Below are 18,894 nucleotides of genomic sequence, written 5' to 3'. Positions count from 1 at the left end.
TTTTCGGTAAAGTGAGGTAGAGAACTTGTGAGTAACCTATACTTGACAATCGGGCAGACGGATGTGCCTAAACTTCAAAAAATATCTTCCGACGATATGATGAATGCCGATCAAGCGCTGCAGGATGAATTTAGTGGGATATTCTTTTCAACACCGGCGCATTACAAGGAATTTCGTGCGGGGTTATTGGAGCAAGAGACAGAACTAGAAGCTAGAGAAGTGCCAGTTTTTAAGGCCATAGGTAGTTTGGTATCTATAGAGATTATTAAAGAGCTTAATATGGATTTGAATAACTTAGATTATGTGTTTTATTGCCATGAGACACTAGAAGAAATTTATGTACTGCCAGCATTGAAAATAAAACGTAAATTTGAATGGCATGATTGCATTCCATTAATGGTCTCACAAAGCGGCAGCTTATCTAGTTTAAACGCAATTTGCTTGGCTCAAGCCTCATTGTTTGATAAGCAAGAAGGGCTTGCATTGATGTTGACAGTAGATAGTGTTGAGTTTAATGTGCTGCGATATCAATTCACAGGGTACTTACGGGGGGACAGCGCCTCTGCAATAATGCTGTCTTCATCTGCGGGTGATTATCAAATCATCGAGGTGCAGAAGGTGAACGATGGTATTCCTCTTTCTTATCCTTTATGGAAGGAAGAAGATTATCAGCTTGCGGAGCAGCTTATGATTGAGCAGGCGGAGAAGCTAATTCTACTTGCGCTCTCAACTCACGAAATAGATTATATTATTTGTCAGCATTTATCGGATTCCTTTTGTCAGGCGATTGAAGTTAGTTCTCGACAAACCTCGGCCGAATTTTTCACGAGAACGCAATGGGCAGATATGAACTTATTAGGTAATGATCCTTATATTAGTTTGCAAGAGCTGGAAAAAGAGAAAGAGATTCGGGCGGGAAAGAGGATTCTTTTATTATTTGCTAGCATTGATTTCGGAGTAGGCTATCTCATTTTACAAAAGTAAGAAAAGTGGAGGATCAATATGAAAATTGAGTATGATCCGGTTATCATTCTACAAAATCTTATTCAGTTTAATACAACAAATCCGACTGGAAATGAACGGGAATGCATCTTATATATAAAAGACTTGCTTAGTAGAAATGGAATCGATTCTACTTTGCTGGCTCTTGATGTGAATCGTCCCAATTTAATCGCCAGACTTCGAGGGAAAGGACAAGCTTCGCCCCTGTTGTTATATGGACATGTGGATGTTGTACCAGCAGAAAACCAAAGCTGGACCGTGCCTCCATTCAGTGGAGAAATAATTGATGGATATGTATGGGGACGTGGCGCTTTAGATATGAAGGGAGGCATCGCAATGATGCTTTCCGCTTTTCTTGAGGCGAAATCTAGAGAAAATGAACTGCCGGGAGATATCGTTCTTACTGTCGTATGTGACGAGGAAATGGGAGGCACATTCGGTTCGAAATTTCTTGTTGAAAACCATGCCGAGCAATTTGCAGGTATTCGACATGCAATAGGAGAATTCGGTGGTTTTTCATTTTATGTTGGAAATCAAAAATATTATCCGATTATGGTAACTGAAAAAAGATTATGCTGGATGAAAACAATAGTTAAAGGCACGGGAGGACACAGCTCTCAAACGCAAAACAAAAGTGCGGTTGCACTGCTAGGCAATATAATAGAAAGACTACGTCCTTTCCATTTTCCAGTACATATTACACCTGCTGTCCGTGTGATGATCGAAGCAATGGCTGATGCTATGCCTCCACCTAAAAAGTGGATATTCAGGAAATTGCTCAATCCGATTTGGACGACTACGATCTTAAAGATATTAGGGGAAAAAGGCTCCACATTGTCACCTTTGTTTTATAATACTGCGAATATTACCGTTATCCAGGGGGGAGCGGCGGTTAATACGATTCCAGAGCAAATCGAATTGAAAATCGATGGTCGATTATTACCAGGATTCGAACCCAAGGATTTAATGAATGAATTGAATAAAGTTATCGGGTATGAGCTTGAGTACGAAACGTTAATGCATGATCCTTTTTCGGAGACGGTAGATATGAGTTTGTTTCCAACACTATCGCAAATTTTACATGAACAGGATCAACAAGGTATTCCAATTCCATTCGTTTTAACAGGGTCAACGGATAGTCGTTTTTTTGCGAAAATAGGTATTCAAACGTATGGCTTTTTACCAATGGATTTGCCCCACTCATTTAGCTTTACCGAATATATTCATGCAGCCAATGAAAGAATTCCTATTACAGCGTTACAATCAGGAGCACAAGCAATTAGTAAGGTGTTGTTTCGTTATGGGATTTGAATTCATAGGGAAACCTTGATGGAGAAATGAGGCACAATAGATGGAAGTTTTAAAAAATAAAAATTATGTTAAGTTATTTTTTGCTTCATTGACATCGCAATTGGGAACGATTTTGGGAAATATGGCATTTGTATTTTATTTGTTGGATCGTTTTAGCGAGCAGCCTGCGTATGCTAATGCAGCCGAGCTTATGTATGCTTTACCAAGTCTGTTTGTATTCTTCATTGTCGGAGTCATTGCTGATCGATTTGATCGAGTAAAAATAGCAGAATATTCGGATTGGATTCGAATGGTACTTACCATATTTATTTTAATTGCTATTGTGCTGGATATGCTGGCGCTCGTATTTGTATTAATATTTTTGAGAAGTGCCGTTTCTAAGTTTTTTATTCCGGCTCAAATTGCGTTAGTGCAAGGGATTCTTCAAGATAAGCAATTGATGCAGGCAGCCGGATTAAATCAAATGGTTTCCGGAGTTTTTGTTGTATTTGGGATGGGGCTAGGAGCAGCCGCCTATTTATATTTAGGGATTGCTTGGGCAATCGTGATCGACGGAATTAGTATGGTTATTTCCGCATTGCTCATTCGTTCCTGTAATATTTCATTGGAGGTAAGGCTACCGAATGGGAAGACAAACTGGCGGAGCTTAGATTTTAGAACGGTAACGCTTGATTTCATGATTGGAATAAAGTATATCCTTCGATATCGCTTATTGTTATCGATCGTTTTAGGCTATTTTGTGTTTGGATTAATTAATGGAACGTTAACTGTCCTTCCCGTCTTTACTTTGAAATATAAATTGGTACCGGATAATTACGAGCAGTATATGGCCCTGTTCGCTGCTTTTTTAGGTGCTGGTTTTTTTATAGGAAGTATCATTGGCTCTAAGGCTTTACAAAAATTCAAACCACATATCGTCATCAATACAGGTTTATTTCTGATTAGTGTGTTAGCTATTGTTTTTGGATTTATAACGAATATATGGGTTTATTTATTATTCGTTACCGTTGTAGGTGCTTGTATTGCTCCTGTTAATATTGCACTCGGGGGCTGGCTGCCACAAATTGTCGCGGCGGATAAAATGGGAAGGGTCGGAGCATGGATTGAGCCAATTATGATGCTGGCACAATCAATCGCATTAGGGCTAGTATTGCTGCTCTATCCGAAAATGATTAACTTAGAAAGTATCTATTTTGGGCTAGCAGGAATTGCATTCATTTTATTTGTTTACTATAGCTTGAGTCTAACAAGATGGGAACCGGAAACGAAGAGCTTGCAAAAAGAGGCTGGGAATTAAATGAAAAATTTAATTAAGGTATTAAATCCTACTAGCAGCAGAAAGTATTTGATCTGTATCCCCTACGCAGGTGGAAACTCAATTGCTTTCAAACCCATTCAATTGAAGCTTGGCGGTGATTGGCAGGTCATTTCACTAGATCCACCGGGACATGGATCTAATGCAGATCCACTTATTAATAATCTTGAGATGCTTGTGCAGCTATATATAGAACGACTTCGTTCTTATTTTCAATATCCATATGTTCTATTTGGACATAGTATGGGTGGTATAATTGCACACCGGATGGCACAGGTGCTTGAATTGGAGGGAATGCCTCCGGCAGCTGTCATCGTATCGGGTAGTGTTGCTCCAGACCGTTATAATAAACATACTATATACCGGGACGATGAATCATTGTTAGCTCATGTGACTTCGTTTGGTGGTATACCAGATGAATTACTTCAGTATAGTCCTTTTATGGATTACTATTTACCAGTTATTCGAGCGGATTACGAGGCATTAAGGACCTATGTGTGCCCAAGCGATTACCGGTTAATATCACCGCTGTATGTATTTTATGGGACGGAGGATCACATTTTCACGAATGAAGACACGACTGCTTGGTTAAAGTGGGCCCGGCAGATGGAATGTGTTGCATTTACTGGAGGGCATCTATTTCTAGTTGATCAAATTGACGAGCTAACAGCAAGGATTAGCGCAATTTTAAATGATGTGATAACTATTTAGCTAATGCTATCGAAGTGACTTTTTGTTACATGAGAAGTTTTTCTACGGAGCTACAACAAGTTTAGGAGATGAGGTTGTGTACAAACTATTATTTAGATATGAGGAAAATTATTTTAATTGCAGAAATGCTCAACTTGTTTCCCATTTAAGAACGAAAGGTGTCCCGGTAGATTATTATTTTTATAATTGTTTTGAGAACACCAAAACAATATATGATCACTTATTTACTCAAAACAAAAATCGTTGGTTATTCGATACAAACTGTATAAGCAAAAATCAAGATTTCAATTTGTTAGGCGTAAATGTTGTGGAAAAAAAGTATACGAGGTTTCAATCTGCGAAGGAGCATATCGCTCAGTTGGTTAAAGAGGACTTATCCATTTTTATATGGCTTTGCAACTATTATATTCCACATAGGGAGCATTACCAGCAGTATAGATCATTCCATTCATTTATTTTTGATGATCTTATCGAGGGCGAAGAACCTCATTATGTTGTACAGGATCCACCAAAATTTCGTGGAGAAATAAGCGAAGCGATAATAAAAAAAGCATTTACTGCTACTCCAGGAATGATTAGAGGCATTACGTATTTGGACTATGCTTCCGTTGAAGTAGATACTAAAAACTTAATGAATAAATATAAGGAATGGTTAAATAGCTTTACTGACGATTTTTCGACGTATATGATCGTTCAGAAACTTATTCCTAATCATCTGATTAAAGATGTGGAAAAGTTTATGTACTTTTTTGCTATTCTATTTGGCTCGCGTCTGTTATTTTCTAGATTTTTGGAAGTGATGTCTTTCGATCAGGCACTAGTTAATGAAGCGGCAGAGTGTTCTGGAATTTCCGAGTCCATACATAGTATGCTTTTAAACTATTACGAAAAGAAGGAAGAAGTAGACATAGAGTGGATCATAAGCCAAATTACAGTGCTGGTGGAAAAGGAGAAAGCTCTGATCAGTGCTTTGAAAAAAGCAGATTTGGCATCTGATCATTTATTGTAATCGAAGCTGTTAAGTTAGAAATATTATTCGAGATGCTTTTTGTGCACGCAGGCGTACATATTGCTAGATATTGCGTTGTTATTTGGGCACATACATCCATATTATTAATTAAGCATTCATCTATAGAAATTACATCAAATTGCTGGTGTGGTTTTTATTGAGGGATGCTTTTTTGCCGCTGAACGAACATTACTATTCTAGTTTTTTCATTGTATGGTCATTTGAAAAAGCTCATTTATTGACATGGCGATGAAGAAAACACATATACATAGTTATAGTGGAGGTGTAGTAATGATTGAACTTGTAAGTATGATCGCAATGTTAGCGATTGGTATGATGATGATTATTGGGATTTGTATATATGTTCAGAAACGAATTAGAGCACAAAATTATGTTAGTTCATCGTTGTATGGTGACGACATTCAACTTTTTCATGACAAGCATGATTTACATCGTTTTGGCATTGGGCAATTTCTAAAACGGCATTATGGTGAGGTTGGTTCATTTAGTTTATCGTTTAATACACTCGGGGTACTGGCAACGTCATTGTTGTTATTTGCGCCGTTAGTGAAGAATGGGGGACTAGAGCTTGTACTGATACTGTTTCCTATCATAGGGATAGTGTTTATCCTTTTATCTGCTTTGCTTGCCCAGTTAGTATCGTCGCAACCTACAGCGGGTGGATTGTATCATGTTGTGTTTCGGCAATCCGGATCTATGTTAGCAAGTGTTATAGGTATACTTAAATTGATTGCACAAGTCGGGCTCATCATATGGTATAGCTTAGGATGCACATATTTTCTAGCTATATTACTAGCATCACATAATACTTGGTTACAGCATGAAGTAGGCTTCTATAGCACTGCTGCAATGATTGTATTCCTACAAGTTCTCGCTAATAGTATAAAAAGCTCCTACATAAGATCATTGCAAATCATGGGACTATTATTACAACTTTTAGGGGTACTAGCATTGATTAGTTGTGTCGTCATGACGATGTTTTCGAATAGTTATTCAGCTATCTACATCTTTGTATCGCAACATAATGCTTCATCTCTATATCTCAATGAGGGTTCAGCTACATTTGCACAAGTAGGTCTTCTAATAGCATTAATGAGTAAATGGTTTGTAGGGACTGAAGAAGCTTCAAGCGGGGCAGAAGAAACATTAGAACCACGTATTAGAACACCGTGGTCTATATTCCTTTCTAGTAGCTATACGTATATCATAGGATTCATTGTATTACTAGTCTTATCGAATCTCGTTATGAACTACAGCACGGATGGAAGTATTAGTAATATTGAACAATGGCTAAGTTATCTTGTTACGCAGTCGAAAGGATGGGGTGACATCCTTATCGTCATTGCTGTGCTAGCTTGTTGGCACAATGGTCAAAGTAGTTTAACCCATACTTCGAGAACGATATTAGCTATGGCTAGAGATCGTATGCTTCCATTTTCAAATAAACTAGGTATAGTCTCATTCAATCGTCAAGTACCACATATTGCAGTTGCTGTAGCGGGGCTTATCGCTATATTATCAATAATCGTGTTAAGCACACTAAATGTTAGCACGATACTAGTAACGATCGCGATGGTTGTTGTCGTATGCTATGGCAGTCTATATGTACTTACACTTTACTTCTTACGAGATAAGAAGATAGATTCACTTTGGCAGCTAGGGGAATGGACGAACTATGTACGATGGATACTAATATTCGCTTTGTTAGTCATTGTAGCAGCAGCAAGTTATTATGTGAATCCAGTTGTATTAATAGGAATTGGACTTTTAGTCGTACTGGGACTAATCTATACTTACATCAACATTGGTATGGTGAAGTTGACGATGAATAATAGTCAGTTGGCGAAGGGTACGATCGAGCTAGAAGGAAAAATACCTCTCCACTGAAAGGTAGCTCAAAAAGCGGACTTTGATAACGATGTATAACTTCGTAGTATATTCGGCTTCGAAGATGTCCCCCATCGAAAGCCTAGCATAAGCTTTCGAGGCATGTTTCTTGCAGAAACATTGTAGATGCTCACGTACACAATACGTACGCTGTGCTACTCGTTTTCGCTGTTGGCCAACTTCTTGGTTCTGAAAGCCCGCTTTTTGAACCTTTATTGTGAGAGGAAGTTCAAAAAGCAGACTTTGACAACGAAGTGAAACAGGAGCATATTCGGCGTCGAATATGGAGAATAATCAAGGAAATATTGATTTATTTCCTTGATTATTTCCTGGGGAAGCGCATAAAGTTACATTTTAATTCAACTTTTCGACGGTAAAATCATAGTGAATTATATGATGTTGATGTCGAAAGTATCCGTTTTTTCGGTCAATTTTGCCAATAAAGTCACTTAGGCGTTATAATGATGAATAGAAACATAATTATGCTATATTAGGAAATTGAACTATTATTTCCTACAGTTCCAGATTTATTAGTCTAACCTTCTAAAGTTACTTTCGCTTGGAAAAGTAAAATGTTAAGAAGTTATGAAAAGTGGTAGGAGGGCTTTATGGAGCAACAGGAACAATCTTCACCTAGCCTCGAGACACAATTGATAAACGAGGCATTGACGTTCTATAGCTGTCTTGAGCAGCCGACCATATTAGTCGGACATAGCGGTATGAATAATACTACTCGTATTGTTCGGGATGGTAATAAGCAATATAACTTACGCATTTACAATAATCATCAAGATAAAAGCAAATTGCAATTCGAGCATGAGGTTTTGCAGCTATTACAGTTACAATCGCCTTTACACATTATGTCTCCAATTCCGGTAATGAATCGATTTGATAGTACAATAACTGAATTATCTAATGGTAAATTAGTTGCGATGTTTCATTATATTGAAGGTGATAGACCTTCAATTGATCGTGTAGAGCATATTGCATGGCTTGCTACTGCCACTGCAAAATTGAGTAAAGCACTGGCATCTTTATCAATCGATACGATACCTGCTTACTCTCCTTATTATGAGATTGCAACTAATTACGAACCACTAGATGAAGATAGAATAGATAAGGTATGTTCAACTACGGACACTTTATCTCAATTAAAGCCACAATTGCTTCGTATTATGCAAGAGAGATCATGGTTAGAATCTATGGCTCCGCAATTTACAGCACTACCTCAACAGTGGATACATGGTGATATTAATTGTAGTAATGCATTATGCCTTAATGACCAAGTGGTAGCTATATTAGATTTTGAATTTGTTACAAGAGACGTTAGAGCGATGGAATTAGCTGTACTACTAGCGGAGCTTATCAAGCCTAATACCGATAATTTGAATTATAAAATACAAGTAATGAAAAATGCATTTATTAAAGAACTGCCTTTACAAGAAGAAGAGTTGAGTCTTCTTGAGCATCTAGTGAAACTTAGAGTAGTAGACGTAGCTATGCATTTCATTGGACGTTATGAAGATAGATTAGATGATGAACAAGTACTTACAAATATTATCAACAATGCAGATTACGCAATTACATATCTTAAGTCGTTTCACGTATAAAATGGGGATGAAGGTGGGGCGTAAATGATGAGTTTAGCTGAAAAGTTAGGTTATGCTAAGGAAGACCGTTTATTAATTATTAATGGTGATGATTTTGGATTGAATTATTCAGTAAATGCGGCAGTACAGCAATTACTAGTTAACGGTTCTATTAGTTCTGCTACATTAATGTTACCTTGTGCTTGGGCTAGAGAGGCTGCGCTCTGGAGTGCTTCAAACCAACAATATGATGTTGGTGTTCATTTCACATTTACAAGTGAGTGGGAAAACTACAAGTGGGGTCCAGTAACACGTCATAGTGATGTATCCTCGCTTGTTACCAATGAAGGATATTTTTATGATAATTGCCGTAATTTTGAACAAAGCGCCACACCAAGTCAGGTAAGTATAGAGTTGAGTAGCCAACTAGAAATGGCGTTGAATTTGGGTGTAAAGCCTACGCATGCAGATAGTCACATGGGAAGCCTTTACGGCCTGGAGACGGGTAGACATTTCCTACTTGAAACTTTAGATGTATGCGCTTACTACGGATTACCATTCCGATTACCTCGTTATGTTAATCCACTACAACAACATGTTGTCAGTCAAGAGTATATCGAATCGATTAAACTGCTTGCTGATCTTGCTGATCAAAAGGGTGTAGTTATTTTAGATTATTTAGTTGGATTGCCGTTTGAATTAGGCAAGGGTGAGACGGTGGATAGTTTTACTGACACGTTAAAGGAGTTTGTCAATCATCTACAACCAGGTGTTACGGAATTAATCATTCATCCAAGTAAACCTTCAATTGAACTAGAAAGGTTTCATAGAGAACCACAGAAAAGAGTAATAGAGTGGGAAGTGATGCAAAGACCTCAGTGGCATCAACATTTGCAAGATCAAGGGATAAAACTTATTCATTGGCACGAACTACAACAGTTACAACGTAATAACAGTAATAGACAATATCCGTTTTGATGATAGATGTAACACCCGTTTTAAGGTTAGAAAATATGCTGAGTAATATTTAAGTAGAAATTATCGTAGCTAATCAATATATGGGAGGCCGTCGTAATGAACGCAGATGTTATCTATCAACTCAATGAAGCTGTGAAGCAAAACGTAGGTAAAGTCATTGTAGGGAAAGAGGAAGTTATTGAGTTGCTTGTTATCGCTTTGGTTACATCTGGTCATGTATTACTAGAGGATGTGCCAGGAACCGGTAAGACGATGTTAGCAAAGTCATTAGCAAGCTCTCTGTCATTAACTTTTAAGCGGATTCAATTCACTCCTGACCTATTACCATCAGATCTTAGTGGGATTCATTTCTACAACCAGAAAGAATCAGATTTCGAATTTCGTCCAGGACCACTGTTTACTAACTTACTTCTTGCTGATGAGATTAATCGTGCAACACCAAGAACACAATCAAGTCTATTAGAGTGTATGGAAGAGCGACAGGTAAGTATAGATGGTGAAACCATGAAGCTTGAGCGACCTTTTATGGTTATTGCCACACAAAATCCAGTGGAGCAACAAGGAACGTTTCCCTTACCAGAAGCACAGCTCGATCGCTTCTTATTCAAAATTAAAATGGGTTATCCTTCCACTGAAGATGGACTTGTCCTTCTGAAGAGATTTATGAGAAGCGATCCATTGACAGAACTTACGCCTATCGCTACGAGAGAACAATTAATAGCAGCGAGCAATAGTTATCAAGAAGTTCGTGTGTCTGATGACGTATTGGCCTATTTACTTAATATTGTTGAATCAACTCGTTCACATGAGGATGTGGTGATCGGTGTATCTCCTCGTGGTAGTCAAGCGCTTCTAAGAGCAGTGCAAGTTCATGCCATATTACGCGGTCGGGATTACGTTACCCCTGATGATATTAAAGCGATGGCAAAACCTGTACTTGCGCATCGCATTGTGCTTCGAGGTTTACAACGTGGGATGAATGGTACTGAAAAAGTGATTGATCAACTGCTGGAGCGATTGCCCGTTCCCTCTGAAGCGCAGCTTGTTGCAGAATAGAGGGCTATTATGGTGTTAGTTTGGTTTTTCTTAACGGCATTAATTATTGTTATCGCGCAATATTATTGGTATCGTCGTTTTGTTCTTCGTCATGTCGACTATACGCGTCATTTCAATAAAACCGTATGTTTTGAAGGCGAAGAGATCGAAATGATTGAACAAATTAGCAATAATAAACGATTACTTATTCCATGGCTCTATATTGAGTCACAACTTGAAGCTTCCTTGAAATTCGGCAAGTCAGATAATTTTGCTGTAAGTTCGGGTAGTCTCTATCAGAATCATCATAGCTTTTTCACGTTAAGAGGATTCACGAAAATAACTAGAAAGCACAAGATGACTCCGATGATGCGAGGGAAGTACAAGCTGAATACGGTAAGCGTGACGAGTGGAGATCTTATGAGTCTAGCCAAGGTTAATCGCTCGATCCAGCTAAATGGGAAATTGACTGTTTATCCAAAGCCTATGGCAATTCCGTTAGATAACATACCATATCATAGTTGGCAAGGCGATGTATCAGTGAAACGGTACATTCTCCCTGATCCATTTGTAGTGGCAGGTACACGTCAATATGAAGCCGGAGATACATTCAAACAGATTAATTGGAAAGCAACTGCTAGGGCGGGGAGTTTACAAGTTCATCAATATGATTTTACTGCCAATCGCAAATTAATGGTTGTGCTTAATGTTGATGATCGTGAAGGGATGTGGCGTGTAGTATCTAATCCATCGATGATTGAAGATGGGATCCGCTATGTAGCTGGTATTACTGAAGAAGTCATAAAGCAAGGAATGCAAGCAGGTTTTGCAACGAATATGCGTACTGCTGATCAGACTAACAGTCTCTATATTGAACCTAATAGTGGAGAGAATCATTGGTTATCTATGCTTGATGTGATGGCGACGTTAGAGCTTGAACGTACGGAATCATTCTCTGAGTTACTTGATGCTATTATTGCTTCCAAAGTATCCTACACTGATTTTCTATTTCTCTCATCCTTTTGGAATGAAGAATTGGAAGCTCAATTGAATCAACTAAGAAGTAATAATAACGCAGCTCTATGTTTGCAATTATCGGATGTACAAAATGCAGATGGCAGAGAAACTGTACTGCAGGAGGTGACTGCAGGATGAGTGAGAGCATAGCCTCAAGTAGTAAACCTAGTGTCAAAAAAGTTATTCGAACGATTGGACAAGCATTAGTAGAACTGATCTTCTTTGCGCCACTCTTTGTAACCATTGGCGTCTATCTATTTCCCCCAGTCGCGCTTATTGGTTGGCTATGCGGGTTGGTAATTGCCTATACACTACCACAATTACTGTTTAAGGAAGGCAAGCAGTATAAAAATTATACTAGAGTAGCCTATATTATTGTTACTAGCGTTGTGCTCATTGTATTAGTATATTCAACTTTCTTGACTACTGTATCAATTGTTAGCATCATTGCTATGATCATTGCCACTGTGTTTTTCATTCATAGTGGTATTAGAAGCTTTATGTATAGTTGGCGTGGGAGTTTCACGCCTACGCATATGAGTATAGGTATTATTGCATATATTGTGCTACAAATATTGAAGGTAACATTACTAACAGAGCTTACATCGTTCAATGGAGTATTTTATGGTTTAGGCATGTGCGCTTTAATCTTGTTACTGTATATTACGAACGAACGAATGTTAGGTGAACATCAAATTGTTGATGCAACATCACGAACGTTTCGTATGTCACTTCGCATCAATCGTGTCATTATAACGATCATCTCTGTTATATTACTTGCAATTGCGCTATTAAGAGGACTTCAGCAACAGATTGAAGAATGGATCATGAACTTAATTAAACGATTCTTCGCATGGCTTACTAGTTTTGAATCTTCTGAAGTACCAGAGGAAATGACGACGCCTCCACCTATGGAAGAGATGGGGGAAGTTATTCCGCCGGATGAACCTTCTATGTGGTGGATTATCCTCGAGAAAATTTTCAAATACTTAGCTATTACTCTTCTTGTATTAGCAGCACTATTGATCATTGTGTATGGTATAAGGATGATTGTTAAGGGAATTAAGAAATTAATAGCACGACTTTTCAATCCATACAAACTAGCTTCTGACAGTAATGATGGCTATATTGATGAAGTAGAGCAGCTCGAACCTGTTGCTAAGCGAGCCAAACAAGCAAAGCGAATAAAGCGGGGAAATATTGTGCTGAGCGTCAAAAACTGGTCAGAACTATCTTCATACGATAAAGCTAGAGGGTTGTATACACATGTGGTGAAAGAACAAATTGAGTCAGGGTTCCAATATGATGCGAGCAATACTGCGAAGCAAACAATCGAAGCTGTAGCTGTACAAGCTCAACCTCAAGTGGATCGTAAAACTACGCAGCGCATACAGCGAAATGAACATAATCAAGAAGACTATGATCAATTACTAGATGTATACAATGATGCACGTTATGGTGACAAAATACCAAATGAGTCTATCTTGCAAAAGTTATTCGATAAATTTGTAGCGAAAAAATAATAGATCATACAGAAAAGACTAAAATCAGGAAAACTTCTTGATTTTAGTCTTTTTATCGTTATGTCTTATTGTTAACTGGATAACCGATTCGTTATTCCACAGTGTATTTCTGTATTAAATGAGCAGCAATTTTATTTCCATGGAAACGTCCGGATTCTATGAAGATCTCATTCGCATCTTGCTTACGAGAAACGACCACTCCTGCAAGATAAATTCCAGGTACATTACTTTCCATCGTCTCCTCATTAAAGGTTGGATGCCCTTCTGCTTCAATGGTTACTCCAGCAGTGGTTAGGAATGGTTGATCTGGATGGAAGCCTGTTAGCGCAAGTACAAAGTCGTTCTGGAGCGTAACGATACCTTCGGGAGTATTTACCTCAATATGATGATTCGAAATCGATTGAACTTGAGCCTCTAATAATAATTGTATAGATCCTTTTTCTACTTTTGTTTCAAATATAGGTCGTACCCAAGCTTTGACACTTCTAGATAACTCAGCTCGGCGATAGATCACCGTTACATTTGCGCCAACTCGTTCTAGTTCTAACGCTGCATCGATGGAAGAGTTACTACCACCGATAATGGCAACGTTTAGACCAGCATAAGGATGTGCTTCACGGAAGAAATGACTTACTTTAGGTAAATCTTCGCCTTCAATACCAAGCAAATTCGGATGATCGAAATAACCAGTAGCAATGATGACGTTATCTGCACGATATTGTGAAGGTTCATTATAATGATCAATAGCGTCAAGAATAAAGTGGTTGTCTACCTTAGTAATTTTTGTAATGGACGTATAAGGCTTAATACGTAACTTGTGACGTTGTGCAGCCATACGATAATAATTTAACGCTTCGAGACGAGAAGGTTTATCGTTAGGTGATGTGAATGGAATATCACCAATTTCTAATCGATCAGCAGTACTGAAGAAATTCATATATGTAGGGTATTGCGAGATCGAATGAACGACATTACGTTTCTCGATAATAAGTGGCGTTATGCCAACACGTTGTAGCTCTATTCCTGCTGCAAGTCCACACGGACCTGCTCCAATAATAATCGTATGTTCAATAATCATATGAATCCTCCTAAAACTTTTTGTAGCGTCTAGATGAGCTTCCTGTAAACAAAAAGTACCTCGAAAGCATAAACTTAAACTTTTTGTAGCGTCTAGATGTAGCTTCCTGTTACTTTCCTTCATCTATTGTACCCTTTCTAGAGAGGTTATTCCAGAGAAGAGCGATCAATTGCTTCTGCCATCGTTTTATCGGTTAAGTGGGCATATATTTGAGTCGTTTCAGGTGAAGCATGCCCCAATTGCTCTTGAGTTTTATATATATCGTTTCGCAAATAATAATCTGTAGCAAATGAATGTCTTAATTTATGAACCGATAAGTATGGTTTTCCAAAATGCGTCGCATACTTAATAACCATAGCTTGGATTGCTCGCTTTGTCATTCTCGAGCCTTCATTTTTCCCATTAGCAATTGCAAGAAATAATGCTTTTTCTTTTTTTGGTGCTTTGTAGCGGGATTCACGAAGTTCGAGATAAGCTTTCATATCTTCAATTGCGGCTTGACGGAAGTAGACAGGTGATTTGAACGATTCATCATTATCACCTTTACGAAATGCATAACAAAGTTTTTTCTTAAGATCTATATCATCCACGTTTAGATTCACAAGCTCAGATACACGTAAGCCAGAGTGGAGGATAAGACTAATAATGCATGAATCTCGAACCATATTTAACTGATAAGAATAAGTAGCTTGCTTGTTGCGAATGACCTCATTACCATAATCTACACGAACAAATGATAGAAACTCGTCAATCTCATTTTCTTGTAGAAGTTTCCCCTCGAGTTTGGCAGCTGTATCTTTAGGTTTATGAGTTCGTTTGATTGCAACTTTAGCCATTACATTACGTTTCAGAAGCGGGTAGAAGTCATCGTCTTCGGCAATTTGACTTAAGTAGTGAAATAGCGAACGAAGGGACGAAAGCTTACGCTGAATTGTGGTACGACTGTTTCGATCTTCTTTGTATGTAGAGAGATACATTTTGTAGCCATCGACTGATTCCATTTTTAATGTTTCTAATTCAAGTAATGTGATCTCATTCATCTTGGACGCTTCCGACAAACCTTCCGCTATTAGCCAATTAAAGAAGGTTTCGTAATCTCTTGTATATTCTAATAAGGAAGATGGTGATAAATCAGGTAATTTATATTGAATAAATTGCTCAACATACCAAGGCATAAGAGGAATTCGTCGATCAAGATCCGTACGATCTTTTTGTTTAAGTATATTCAAGTTTCTCATACCCCCTATTATTTGTTATGTCAATATTGTACCAACAGAATTAGTGAGGTACAATGATTTAAGCTTAGTTCGTAACGGTTCGGAAACAGGATTAGTTCGAATAGCTCAAAAAAAATATACCGCAGGAGGTGTTCGTAATGAAAGTTGAAATTTGGTCAGATTTTGTATGTCCATTTTGTTACATTGGTAAAACCAAATTCGAGAGCGCTTTAGCACAATTTGCTCATAAAGATAAGGTCGAAGTCATTTACAAATGTTTTGAACTTGATCAAGGTAAACATGCTAAAAGTTTAACAATTGGCTCATTAGCTAAGAAATATGGTATGACTGCGGAAAAAGCGAAGGAAATGACTCAAGGTGTTGCAAGTCAAGCTGCTGAAGTAGGCTTACGCTTTGAATTTGATAATATGCTTACCGCTAATACATTTGATGTACATCGTTTATTGCTTCTTGCTCAAGAAAAAGGCATAGCATCATCTTATGTAAATATAGTATTTGAAGCATATTTCACGAATAATGTTGATATCGAAGATCATGCTGAACTAATAAAGCTAGCAGTACAAGCTGGACTATCAGAAGAAGAAGTTCAAAGCGTACTTTCATCTGATCAATATGCGAGTGATGTTAGAGCGGATGAACAGCAAGCTAGCAGTCTTGGTATTAGTGGTGTGCCGTTCTTTGTACTTAACAATAAATATGCAATTAGTGGTGCGCAACCACAACATGTATTTTTAAATGCGTTAGAACAAACTTGGGCTGAAACTAATCCAACATTAGTCAATATTCAAGGTGATGATGAAGTAGGAATATGCGGTCCAGATAACTGTGACATCAAGTAAAACTTGAAGTATATACTTTCGAGATACTTTTTATATGCTAGAAGTATCTCGAGTAGATATAGCTCTAATAAATAGTTCTAGATCATGCTTTGGAGGTTACTTTTATCTACAAGAAGTATCCCGTGAAGTAATAAAATGTTTTAGGGGGATTATTCGTGTCTAAAGTGAATGTATACGTGGGTTCATATGCTGAAAGTCATGAAAGTGGAGTAGAAGTATTTACATTGAATGAACAGACAGGACAATTAACGAAAACAGACGAATATGTTGGTTTGTTAAATCCGACTTTTCTTAATGTAGATATTGAAAAGAAACAATTATACGCGGTTTCAGAAATTGAAAATGCGAATGGTAAGAAGTCTGGGGAAATTTCACATTTTTCATTAGACACGGAAGCTGGTACACTATCATTAGTAGAGAAAATGCCGACAGTTACTGGTACGACATGTCATGTGCAGCGTGATCAAGCTGACAAATACTTAACTGTAACGAGTTATCATCTTGGGATGATTGGCTTAGTTTCATTGAATCAAGATGGATCGCTAGACAAAGTAGTGGATGAGGCGCAACATATCGCTACTACAGCTGACCCAGACCGCCAAGACAATGCTGTACCACATCCACACTCTAGTTTTTATAGTCCAGATGGTAAATATCTATACGTAGTAGATCTAGGCTTAGATGCAATTATTGGCTATAAAGTAGATCAAGTGAATGGGAAGCTTATTCAAGTCAATATAACGAAGCTTGCGGCTGGTTCTGGCCCTAGACATCTGACATTCCATCCTGCTGCGCCTTATGTATATGTAATTAATGAATTAAATTCTACTACTACTGCATTCAAGTACGAGGAATCAACAGGAGAGTTAACTGAAATTCAGACGATTTCAACGTTACCTGCTGACTTTAATGGAGAAAGCTATTGTGCTGAAATTACAATATCCACTGATGGTAGATTTGTATATGGCTCTAACCGTGGACATGACAGTATCGTTGTATACGAAGTAAATGCGAATGACGGAACATTGACGGCTATTCAATATATTTCTACATGCGGTGGTCATCCACGACACTTCGCATTAACTCCTACTGGTGAATACTTATTAGTGGCAAATCGCGATGGTAACAACATTGTAACGTTCAAACGTAATACAAACAGTGGCTTACTTGAGAACATCGGTGTAGAAGTACACTCCACAAAACCAGTTTGTGTCGTTCCAGTCATTGTGTAACAAATACCAAAAACATAAAATCAACAAGTTGAAAATCAACTGTAAGTGAAGGGACTCATTCAAGCGTGTCAACTACGAATACAACATCAGAGCTTAAACCAACAAAAATTTTAAAATGCAAAAATGCGGAATGTAAAGCATGGGTTAGAGAAGAATTTGCTCAAGAGGACCAAACTTGTCCGATTTGCAAAGGACCTATGATGAGAAGTATGCGTCATTTACCTGCTGTACAGAAAAAAATGCCGCGTCAACCACGTAAACCGAAAAATGAATTTGATATTTAATATAGGATAAAAAGGCTGGTCATGCTCAACTAAGAGTGTGACCAGCCTTTTCTTAATGTTAAAAATACTTAACTACATAAATGATTAATAGAATTAACTAACTAATTTCAATCCGATTACTGATGCTATAATGACAGCAATACATAGTAGTCGAGCTATACTTTTTGATTCTTTATAGAAGATGATACCAACGACAGCACTACCTGCTGCACCGATTCCGGTCCACACTGCATAGGCTGTACCCATAGGTAGCTGCTCAAGTGCTAAAGTAAGGAACAAAAAGCTTAAGCCAAAACCTAAAGCCATAATTAGAATGTTAATGGCATTAACTTTCTCGTTAAGTTTATTAATACCTGCTACACCTACTATTTCAAATAATCCTGCGATAATAACGAAAAACCAACTCATTCATTGCCCTCCTTAGCATGCATCGTATCTTGCTCTTTGGACGGAGAATCATGAGATACTAATTTTAAACCGATAACGCCAAGTAATAACGTAGTTAGAAGTGCAATTTTACCCCAATGTACTGGCTCTCCGAATACAACCATTTCAGCAACTACAGTTCCAGCAGCACCAAGCCCAACGAATACTGCATAAGCTGTACTTGCTGGTAATTTGCTAGAGGTAAGGATAAGTAAATAGAAACTAATAATAATAGCTATTGTGGTGCCAAACCATTGAAGTGGGGTAGACGAGTATTTCAGACCAGAGACCCAGAACACTTCGAATAACCCTGCAAACACGACGATAGCCCAATATTTATTTTCTGGTTTTTTCAAGTGGAATCCTACCTTTCTTTCTGACTAATTCTAGACGGTTATT

Annotated in this window: 18 protein-coding genes; 14 read left to right on the top strand and 4 right to left on the bottom strand. The window is 37.9% G+C overall.

All coding sequences use genetic code 11. From position 1 onward, the window contains the following. Nucleotides 1-42: 42 nt before the first annotated feature. The 11 genes from NAG76_19000 (at nucleotide 43) to NAG76_18950 (ending at nucleotide 13,398) form a co-directional block, all read left to right on the top strand. The gene (locus NAG76_19000; protein ID URN93891.1) at nucleotides 43-984 is read left to right on the top strand and encodes a hypothetical protein; all 942 of its coding nucleotides are present in this window, start codon (nucleotides 43-45) and stop codon (nucleotides 982-984) included. Between the two features lie 18 nt (nucleotides 985-1,002). Next, on the top strand, nucleotides 1,003-2,313 hold the full coding sequence (locus NAG76_18995; GenBank protein ID URN93890.1) for a M20/M25/M40 family metallo-hydrolase: 1,311 nt from the start codon (nucleotides 1,003-1,005) through the stop codon (nucleotides 2,311-2,313). A gap of 40 nt (nucleotides 2,314-2,353) precedes the next feature. Continuing rightward, a complete protein-coding gene (locus tag NAG76_18990; protein URN93889.1) occupies nucleotides 2,354-3,610 on the top strand; it encodes an MFS transporter in 1,257 nt (418 codons plus the stop codon). Continuing rightward, nucleotides 3,611-4,339, top strand: coding sequence for an alpha/beta fold hydrolase (locus NAG76_18985; GenBank protein ID URN93888.1), 729 nt, complete (start codon nucleotides 3,611-3,613; stop codon nucleotides 4,337-4,339). It abuts the gene before it with no gap. A 76-nt stretch (nucleotides 4,340-4,415) separates the two neighbouring features. Next, a complete protein-coding gene (locus NAG76_18980; GenBank protein URN93887.1) occupies nucleotides 4,416-5,348 on the top strand; it encodes a hypothetical protein in 933 nt (310 codons plus the stop codon). A 291-nt stretch (nucleotides 5,349-5,639) separates the two neighbouring features. Continuing rightward, nucleotides 5,640-7,256, top strand: a complete 1,617-nt coding sequence (locus NAG76_18975; protein ID URN93886.1) for an APC family permease — start codon at nucleotides 5,640-5,642, stop codon at nucleotides 7,254-7,256. A 608-nt stretch (nucleotides 7,257-7,864) separates the two neighbouring features. Beyond that, nucleotides 7,865-8,866 (top strand): phosphotransferase, encoded by a 1,002-nt coding sequence (locus NAG76_18970; protein ID URN93885.1) that lies wholly within the window; start codon nucleotides 7,865-7,867, stop codon nucleotides 8,864-8,866. A gap of 24 nt (nucleotides 8,867-8,890) precedes the next feature. Continuing rightward, nucleotides 8,891-9,823, top strand: coding sequence for a polysaccharide deacetylase family protein (locus NAG76_18965; GenBank protein ID URN93884.1), 933 nt, complete (start codon nucleotides 8,891-8,893; stop codon nucleotides 9,821-9,823). Between the two features lie 96 nt (nucleotides 9,824-9,919). Further along, nucleotides 9,920-10,879 carry a MoxR family ATPase gene (locus NAG76_18960; GenBank protein URN93883.1) on the top strand — a complete coding sequence of 320 codons (960 nt, stop codon included), beginning with the start codon at nucleotides 9,920-9,922 and terminating at the stop codon, nucleotides 10,877-10,879. Between the two features lie 9 nt (nucleotides 10,880-10,888). Continuing rightward, nucleotides 10,889-12,013 carry a DUF58 domain-containing protein gene (locus tag NAG76_18955; protein URN93882.1) on the top strand — a complete coding sequence of 375 codons (1,125 nt, stop codon included), beginning with the start codon at nucleotides 10,889-10,891 and terminating at the stop codon, nucleotides 12,011-12,013. Continuing rightward, a complete protein-coding gene (locus tag NAG76_18950) occupies nucleotides 12,010-13,398 on the top strand; it encodes a chloride channel protein (protein ID URN93881.1) in 1,389 nt (462 codons plus the stop codon). The genes NAG76_18955 and NAG76_18950 overlap by 4 nt, the downstream gene beginning before the upstream one ends. Nucleotides 13,399-13,489: 91 nt before the next feature. On the opposite strand, the gene NAG76_18945 is transcribed toward NAG76_18950, so the two are convergent. Together NAG76_18945 and xerS are read right to left on the bottom strand one after the other, a co-directional pair. Beyond that, nucleotides 13,490-14,470, bottom strand: coding sequence for a YpdA family putative bacillithiol disulfide reductase (locus tag NAG76_18945; protein ID URN96884.1), 981 nt, complete (start codon nucleotides 14,468-14,470; stop codon nucleotides 13,490-13,492). A gap of 152 nt (nucleotides 14,471-14,622) precedes the next feature. Next, nucleotides 14,623-15,705, bottom strand: coding sequence for a tyrosine recombinase XerS (gene xerS, locus NAG76_18940; GenBank protein ID URN93880.1), 1,083 nt, complete (start codon nucleotides 15,703-15,705; stop codon nucleotides 14,623-14,625). Nucleotides 15,706-15,851: 146 nt separating this feature from the next. Here xerS and NAG76_18935 point away from each other — a divergent pair, with 146 nt between their 5' ends. The 3 genes from NAG76_18935 to NAG76_18925 all read left to right on the top strand — a co-directional run bounded on the left by NAG76_18935 (nucleotide 15,852) and on the right by NAG76_18925 (nucleotide 18,069). Beyond that, complete coding sequence (locus NAG76_18935) at nucleotides 15,852-16,553, top strand: DsbA family oxidoreductase (protein URN93879.1); 702 nt, start codon at nucleotides 15,852-15,854, stop codon at nucleotides 16,551-16,553. Nucleotides 16,554-16,708: 155 nt separating this feature from the next. Continuing rightward, nucleotides 16,709-17,785, top strand: a complete 1,077-nt coding sequence (locus NAG76_18930; protein ID URN93878.1) for a lactonase family protein — start codon at nucleotides 16,709-16,711, stop codon at nucleotides 17,783-17,785. Between the two features lie 65 nt (nucleotides 17,786-17,850). Then, complete coding sequence (locus tag NAG76_18925; protein URN93877.1) at nucleotides 17,851-18,069, top strand: hypothetical protein; 219 nt, start codon at nucleotides 17,851-17,853, stop codon at nucleotides 18,067-18,069. Between the two features lie 93 nt (nucleotides 18,070-18,162). Here NAG76_18925 and NAG76_18920 read toward each other — a convergent pair whose 3' ends face one another. Both NAG76_18920 and NAG76_18915 read right to left on the bottom strand, forming a co-directional pair. Further along, a complete protein-coding gene (locus NAG76_18920; protein ID URN93876.1) occupies nucleotides 18,163-18,477 on the bottom strand; it encodes a multidrug efflux SMR transporter in 315 nt (104 codons plus the stop codon). After that, complete coding sequence (locus NAG76_18915) at nucleotides 18,474-18,851, bottom strand: multidrug efflux SMR transporter (protein URN93875.1); 378 nt, start codon at nucleotides 18,849-18,851, stop codon at nucleotides 18,474-18,476. The genes NAG76_18920 and NAG76_18915 overlap by 4 nt, the downstream gene beginning before the upstream one ends. Between the last annotated feature and the right edge of the window lie 43 nt (nucleotides 18,852-18,894).

This window comes from Candidatus Pristimantibacillus lignocellulolyticus, assembly GCA_023639215.1.
In the GTDB taxonomy this organism is placed as follows: domain Bacteria; phylum Bacillota; class Bacilli; order Paenibacillales; family Paenibacillaceae; genus Pristimantibacillus; species Pristimantibacillus lignocellulolyticus.
The sequence above is the reverse complement of the archived record's forward strand: the minus strand, read 5'-3'. Positions and strand labels throughout refer to the sequence as shown.